Here is a 6,404-nt window from a genome sequence, read left to right as displayed (position 1 = left end):
CGCATCTGATTACTCACCGCCGTGCGTCGACGCACATAGCCTTGGCGGGCGCGATGCAACGCCTGCATTGCCAGCGCCGCAACGCTTTTGACCGGTACTGCGTAGATTTTTTCATCGCGACCAGCCCGCAGAATCGCCAGCGCATCGTTGCGATCATTTTTAGGCCCGCTGCGATGGGTGGCCACCAAACCGGCTGGAAGAATCCGCGCCAGATTGCCTTGCTCTTGCAACTGCCGGGCCCAGGCTTGAGCACCCGGACCGGTCTCCATCAGAACCACGACATGAGGCGGCAACTGGCGGAGAAACTCATAAAACGCCTCGCGCGACTTGATCCGTTGCTCGTAGTGCACCTGGCCGAGGACGTCTTCACCGGCGACCTGAAAGACCTGCTTGGCCAGATCGACCGCCACAGTTGTGCAGGCCGACAAATCGGAAGAAGACAGGGATTGATCAATCGAAGTATGCTTTTTCATGGACTCGCCCTCGCTGTCGTTGGCTGATTAGACTGCCACCGTGGCGCATTGACGCCTCGGCTTGGGCGAGTCCATCCAATTACAGATCGTGTTACGGCTTAACTGACTGGCATTGGCCTTAGGGCTGCCTTCTTTTTTTGCCCACGCGAAAGAATTTTAATTCCACCATTTGCAAATAATAAATTTTTATTCCATTAATAGCCCCTCCTGAAAATATAATTCCAAAAGGACCCCGGCTATGCGCGAACTCGGTATCGGACTCATCGGCACAGGTTTCATGGGCCGCGCCCATGCCTTGGCGTTTCGCAACGTCAGTGCGGTTTTTGAACTGCCCCTCAAGCTCAAACTCGCCGCCCTGGCCGATGCCGATCTGCAGCGTGCCCGCCACTGCGCCGATGCCTGGGGTTTCGACACCGCTCATAGCGACTGGCAGCAACTGATCGATGACCCCAAGGTCAATCTGATCGCCATCACCACGCCCAATCACCTGCACTACCCCATGGCCATGGCCGCCCTCGCCGCCGGCAAACCGGTGTATTGCGAGAAGCCGTTGGCGGTGAATCTGGAACAGGCCGAGGCCATGCGTCTAGCGGCGAAAGCGGCGGGTGTGGTGACGCGGGTGGGTTACAACTATCAGCACAACCCGATGATCGGGCTCGCCCGGCAGCTCATTGAAAACGGCGACTTGGGTCAGATCATCAGTTTCCAGGGTGAATTCAGCGAAGACTTCATGGCCAATCCCGCGGCACCTTGGTCGTGGCGTTGCGATGCCGATCATGCCGGTGGCGCACTGGCCGATCTGGGCAGTCACTTGTTGGCCATGGCCCGCTATCTGGTGGGCGATGTCGAGGCAGTGAGCGCCGACACCCAGACCGTGCACCGGCAACGTCCCGCCACGGCTGGCAGCCCGGAACAACGCAGTATCGCCGTCGACGATCAGGTCCACGCCTTGTTGCGGTTTGCGAATGGCGCCCGGGGCACGTTCAGCAGCAGTTGGCTCAAGCACGGCTACAAGAATCACCTGAGTTTCGAAATCAGCGGCACCCGAGGGACTTTGATGTTTGATCAGGAACGCCTGAATGAACTGCGTCTGTTTCGTGCCGGTCAGGACGGTTTCCAGCGCTTGCTGGCAGGGCCGAATCTGCCGGGTTATGCGGCGTTCAGTCCGGCGGCAGGGCATCAGCTCGGCTACAACGAACTCAAGACACTGGAAGTCCATGATCTGGTGATGGCGCTGGCAGGCTTATCTCAGGGTGGAACCGATTTCGAGCAGGCGTGGGAAGTCGAACGCCTGGCGACGGCGATCCGGTTGGCAGCGCGGGAATCGCGTTGGGTCAGAATCGAGGAAGTCTGAGCGAAACGCGCGGATACCCGCCAGCAGCACAGTGCCGCTGGCGGTTCAACGTGAGCCGATGGATGCTTACTGAGTGACGCAACGAGTGAGCGTGGTTTCCCGGGTTACCTGCCCCTCAACCCTCATATCGCCTTGCACATCGGTGTTTTCAGTGGTCTGGCAGGTGCGCACAGGGGGTGGAGGCGGCGCGGCGGGAGGTGGCGGTGGAGGACTCGCACAACCACCCAGAATCGCTATCCAGAGTGCGAACGACAGTGTTGCAAAAATGCGTTTCCCAAGACTTTTCATAGGTTGACCCGCGGTAAGTGATCGACATATTTCCGCGACCCAACTGCCTCACCGCGAACCCGCGGACCGGTCACAGAAAAAATACTCTCGTATTCTTTATACGACCGCCGGCAAAACCCGACAGTTCCTAGGACGTCTCGCGACGACGCAACGTGTTGCTCTCAAGTTCATAACGCAGCTCTTCGATCAACGCTGCCACCGCCTCCGGGGTTTTGAGGTTGGCCACGCTCAACCCAGTGACCACCAGATCCACCTGCCCCGACACCGGATGATAGAGCTTCGCCGTCATTGAATGATCACCCGTAACACTGCATTCGCAGGCCAACGGCGAAAAACTCCGCTCCAGTTGCATACGCAATTGCGCCACATAAATCATCCCGCGGTTCCTGTCGCTGTTCTAAAAGGGACGCGATACCCGAAGACCTGTATCGCACCCTTACAGCCTAAGAACTGCCGCACTCGGCCAAAACATGAATTTGCACCTGCTCGAGTAGTGCATTTGCACCTAACGCTGGGCCTTGGGCCGCCACTCGCTGGAGAACAAACCGCGCTCGCGAGCCCAGACAATCGCCTCACTACGGCTGTGAACGTCGAGCTTGGAATACACCGTCGAGACATGGTTGCGCACCGTGTTCGGCGCGAGCTTCAGCCGCGCGGCGATTTCCTTGTCGGCCAGGCCTTCGCAGATCAGGCCAAGCACATCGCGCTCGCGGGCAGTCAGGTCGGTGAAAGACACGCTAGGCAACTGCGGCGAGTTAACGTTTTTCACGTTAGCGAGTTTCTCGATGAGCGTGCGGCTGAACCAGGAGGCGTCTTTCATCACCTCTTCAATCGCTGACACCAACTCCAGTTCCGTGCGTTTACGTTCGGTGATGTCCATAAACACCAGCAGGTAGCAGGGACTGTCCTGAATGTTCACGGTGTCGGCCGAGACCGCACAATCGATCAGTCCGGTGTCTTTCTTACGGAGGCTGACATCGATGCGATCCAGGCTTCCGGTTTTCTCCAGGGTTGCGAAAAGCCGTGTACGTGCGCCCTTGTCATGGATGAAGTCGATCTCTGCGATAGTCTTGCCGAGCACTTCTTCACTGGGATACGCGAGCGTATCGAGGAAGGCTTCATTGACGTCCATCACCACCTGATCGATGGCATTGCACACCAGGATCGGCACCGGGGTCAGTCGAAAAGCCTTGGTGAAACGTTCCTCGCTCTGGCGCAGGGCGACTTCGGCCTTATGCCGAGGCTCGATATCCACAAAGGAAAACAGCATGCAGGCTTCGTCGTTCAGCTCAAGGGGCTGGCCGGCGACGATCACCTGTTTGCTGCCACCTTCGGGTAACTGCAGCTGCGCCTGCATTTGCGGAATGGTCGCCCCTTCGCGCAAACGCTGCTTGGCCAGGTCTTTGTTTTCGGCGCCCTCCAGCACATCCAGTTCATAGGTCGAACGGCCGATCACCTGATCACGGGCATGGCCGGTCATCTCCAGGAAGCCCGGGTTGACTTTGATGTAGCGCAAATCGCTCAGGCGACAGATCACCGCCGGGGCCGGGTTGGCATTGAAGGTTTTTTCGAAACGCTGTTCGGCGCTGGCCCACTCCGTGACATCGTTCATGATCAACACCAGCGACTCCGGCTCGCCAGCGCTGTCGGCCAATACCATGCTGCGCACGCTGTGGACCCAGGTGCGCTCGTCGTCGTCCGCAGGCGTTACCTCAACCAACACATCACTGAAGGTCTCGCCTCGGGCGACGCGGCTGATCGGATAATTGTCGGCCTGAACCGGATGATTATTGCGATAACGCAAGGCGAAGCGCTTGGCGTACTCCCTGGCATTCGCCCCCAGTTCGCTGAGTTGCCCGACGCCGTGCATGGCCAACGCGGCGTCATTGGCCCAGAGAAGGGTCTGGTCGAGCTCCAGCAGAATCACCCCATCGGACAGGCCGGCGATGATCTGCTGCAACTGACGGCGATTGGTTTCGGTGGTCAGGACGTCCTGGCTCATTGGATCTCCACGCGTACGGCGGCGCATTCACGCGCCGCCCTGTGAAGATTACGACCGCGGGCATCCATGATCGTGCAGATATGCCGGGGTACATTGATCGCGTACATCCGTGGAATTTGCAGGTGTACGCAACCCTCTGTAGGAGCTGTCGCAGGCTGCGATCTTTTCGGCGCACTTGAAATATTACGAAAATACTTTGGCCAACGACAGAAACACCATCAGCTAACGTTCGTTTGCCAACACATTTCAAGGAGGGCAAGGAATGCCTGTCGCTGCAAATGGATGTCGTCTTCACAAAGCTCGATTTTCGGAATCCGGTCGTATTTATCTGCTGACCGCTGTTGCTCATCAGAGAGAGCCGGTGTTCGCAGATTGGCGACTGGGACGGCTTCTGGTCGATCAACTGCGTTGTGCCGATGAAGCGTCGCTAGTGACCTCAATGGCCTGGGTGGTGATGCCGGATCACCTGCATTGGTTGATGGAACTGAAGCACGGCACGTTGGCCGAGCTGATGTGTCGAATCAAATCCAGAAGTAGCCGTTCGATCAATGTCGTCCGTCAGGGTCAAGGCAGACTATGGCAACGGGGGTATTACGATCACGCTTTGCGTCGTGATGAAGACATCAAGGATGCAGCACGTTACATCGTCATGAATCCGTTGCGTGCGGGACTGGTCAAGCGGATTGGCGATTACCCACTGTGGGATGCCATTTGGCTTTGAAAGGTCAAGATCAAAAGATCGCAGCCTTCGGCAGCTCCTACATTGATTGCGTACATCCATGGAATTTGCAGGTGTAAGCAAGCCCCTGTAGGAGCTGCCGAAGGCTGCGATCTTTTGACTATTGCACTTGCAACGATGCATCCAACCCCGCCAACTTCTGCGGATTGCGCATGATAAAAATCCGGCTCACCCGCCCCGCTTCGTCGAACCCAAACGTCATCGACGCAGTGATGACCCCGTCCGCCTTGATGATCACACCTTGCGCCCCATTGATTTCGCTGGGCAGCCATTCGCAAGTCTGCCAATAGACGTGCAACGACTGGCCAATGAAATCCAGCACGCTGGAAATGCCGGACAACGTTTCGCGGATCGCCGAGGCCTTGCCGCCGCTGTCGGCGCAGAGTTCGACGTCTTCGCTCAGCATCGCCATCAGAGAGTTGGTCGAGCCACTGGCGATGGCGCTATGGAAAGCGCTGAGCAATTGGTCCTGACGCGCCGGTTCCGGTTGAAAGCGCGTTTGTCCGCTGCCGAGGCTGGCCTTGGCCCGGGACACCAGTTTGCGGCACGCAGCCTCTTGAACCCCGACCGCGTCAGCGACTTGCGCGTAATCCATGTCGAAAATTTCGTAGAGCAGGTACGCCGCACGCTCCTTGGGGGTTAGCCGTTCCAGCAGCAACAGGAACGCGGTGGACAGCGACGAGGCCAGTTCATGCCTGTGTTCGGGTGAATCCTGATGGGTGGTGTGAATCGGTTCCGGCAGCCAGGTGCCGACGTAATCAACCCGCGACTTGTGAGCCGAGCGCAGCAGATCGATGCAGTGCCGGGTGCAAGCCGTGGTCAGCCAGGCGGCCGGCGTAGCAATGGCGGCGCGGTCGGCCTCCAGCCATTTGATGAACAGCTCTTGCACGACATCCTCGGCTTCGGCGCGGGAGCCGAGGATGCGATAAGCAAGGCCTTGCAAAAAGGGCCGGCGCTGCTCGAACACAGCGGCGGCGTTTTCAGCGGAGTTCATCAATCAGTGCCTCGACACCTGCAAACGGTTCCACAGGTTGATCATGCCGATCTCGGCCGTCAAGGCACCGATTTGCGCGTCGTTGAAGTGCTCGCGCAAGTCACCGCGCAGGCTGGCGTAGTCGGTCTTTTCATCGAGTACGGTGAGGGCTTCGGTCCAGGCCAGGGCCGCACGTTCAGCGGCAGTGAAATCGCTGACGTGACGCCAGACGATCAGGCGATCCAGCCGCTCGTTGGTTTCATTGGCTTCACGGGCCTCGCGGGTGTGCATCTTCACGCAGAAACCGCATTGGTTGATCTGCGACGCTCGCAGGTGCAGCAGGTGTTTGAGGGTCGGGGCCAGGTCGTGGCTGTCGAGGGTGACGTGGACCTGGGTCAGGCTCTCGAACACCTGAGGAATCGATTGCAGTAAGTTGACCGGTTGGGTGTTGGACGACATCGTGTTGCTCCACTGTTTGAAGGATTCAACAGGATGACGATCCAGCACCATGGTTTGTGACACATGAAGAGCAACATCAAAAGATCGCAGGCTGCGCCAGCTCCTACAGGGGCACG

7 protein-coding genes are annotated in these 6,404 nt (G+C 58.3%); 2 read left to right on the top strand and 5 right to left on the bottom strand.

What is annotated here, in order from left to right:
* Positions 1-428, bottom strand: a 428-nt coding sequence (locus ACIQU2_RS02560; protein WP_403138318.1) for a transposase, incomplete at its 3' end; no start/stop codon positions are given.
* A 283-nt stretch (positions 429-711) separates the two neighbouring features.
* On the opposite strand from ACIQU2_RS02560, the gene ACIQU2_RS02555 reads away from it, so the two are divergent.
* Complete coding sequence (locus ACIQU2_RS02555) at positions 712-1,827, top strand: Gfo/Idh/MocA family protein (protein ID WP_403138284.1); 1,116 nt, start codon at positions 712-714, stop codon at positions 1,825-1,827.
* 415 nt (positions 1,828-2,242) lie between these two features.
* Here ACIQU2_RS02555 and ACIQU2_RS02550 read toward each other — a convergent pair whose 3' ends face one another.
* Together ACIQU2_RS02550 and ACIQU2_RS02545 are read right to left on the bottom strand one after the other, a co-directional pair.
* The gene (locus tag ACIQU2_RS02550) at positions 2,243-2,491 is read right to left on the bottom strand and encodes a DUF1652 domain-containing protein (RefSeq protein ID WP_347806461.1); all 249 of its coding nucleotides are present in this window, start codon (positions 2,489-2,491) and stop codon (positions 2,243-2,245) included.
* Between the two features lie 129 nt (positions 2,492-2,620).
* Positions 2,621-4,117 (bottom strand): PAS domain S-box protein, encoded by a 1,497-nt coding sequence (locus tag ACIQU2_RS02545; RefSeq protein ID WP_403138280.1) that lies wholly within the window; start codon positions 4,115-4,117, stop codon positions 2,621-2,623.
* 262 nt (positions 4,118-4,379) lie between these two features.
* Here ACIQU2_RS02545 and ACIQU2_RS02540 point away from each other — a divergent pair, with 262 nt between their 5' ends.
* Positions 4,380-4,838: an REP-associated tyrosine transposase gene (locus tag ACIQU2_RS02540; protein ID WP_347806459.1), complete on the top strand. Its 459-nt coding sequence runs from the start codon at positions 4,380-4,382 to the stop codon at positions 4,836-4,838.
* Between the two features lie 118 nt (positions 4,839-4,956).
* On the opposite strand, the gene sigJ is transcribed toward ACIQU2_RS02540, so the two are convergent.
* Positions 4,957-5,850, bottom strand: a complete 894-nt coding sequence (sigJ, locus tag ACIQU2_RS02535) for an RNA polymerase sigma factor SigJ (protein ID WP_403138277.1) — start codon at positions 5,848-5,850, stop codon at positions 4,957-4,959.
* 3 nt (positions 5,851-5,853) lie between these two features.
* On the bottom strand, positions 5,854-6,288 hold the full coding sequence (locus ACIQU2_RS02530; RefSeq protein ID WP_403138274.1) for a carboxymuconolactone decarboxylase family protein: 435 nt from the start codon (positions 6,286-6,288) through the stop codon (positions 5,854-5,856).
* Positions 6,289-6,404: the final 116 nt, after the last annotated feature.

Source organism: Pseudomonas sp. NPDC098740 (genome assembly GCF_044760065.1).
GTDB classification, from domain to species: domain Bacteria; phylum Pseudomonadota; class Gammaproteobacteria; order Pseudomonadales; family Pseudomonadaceae; genus Aquipseudomonas; species Aquipseudomonas rossensis.
The sequence above is the reverse complement of the archived record's forward strand: the minus strand, read 5'-3'. Positions and strand labels throughout refer to the sequence as shown.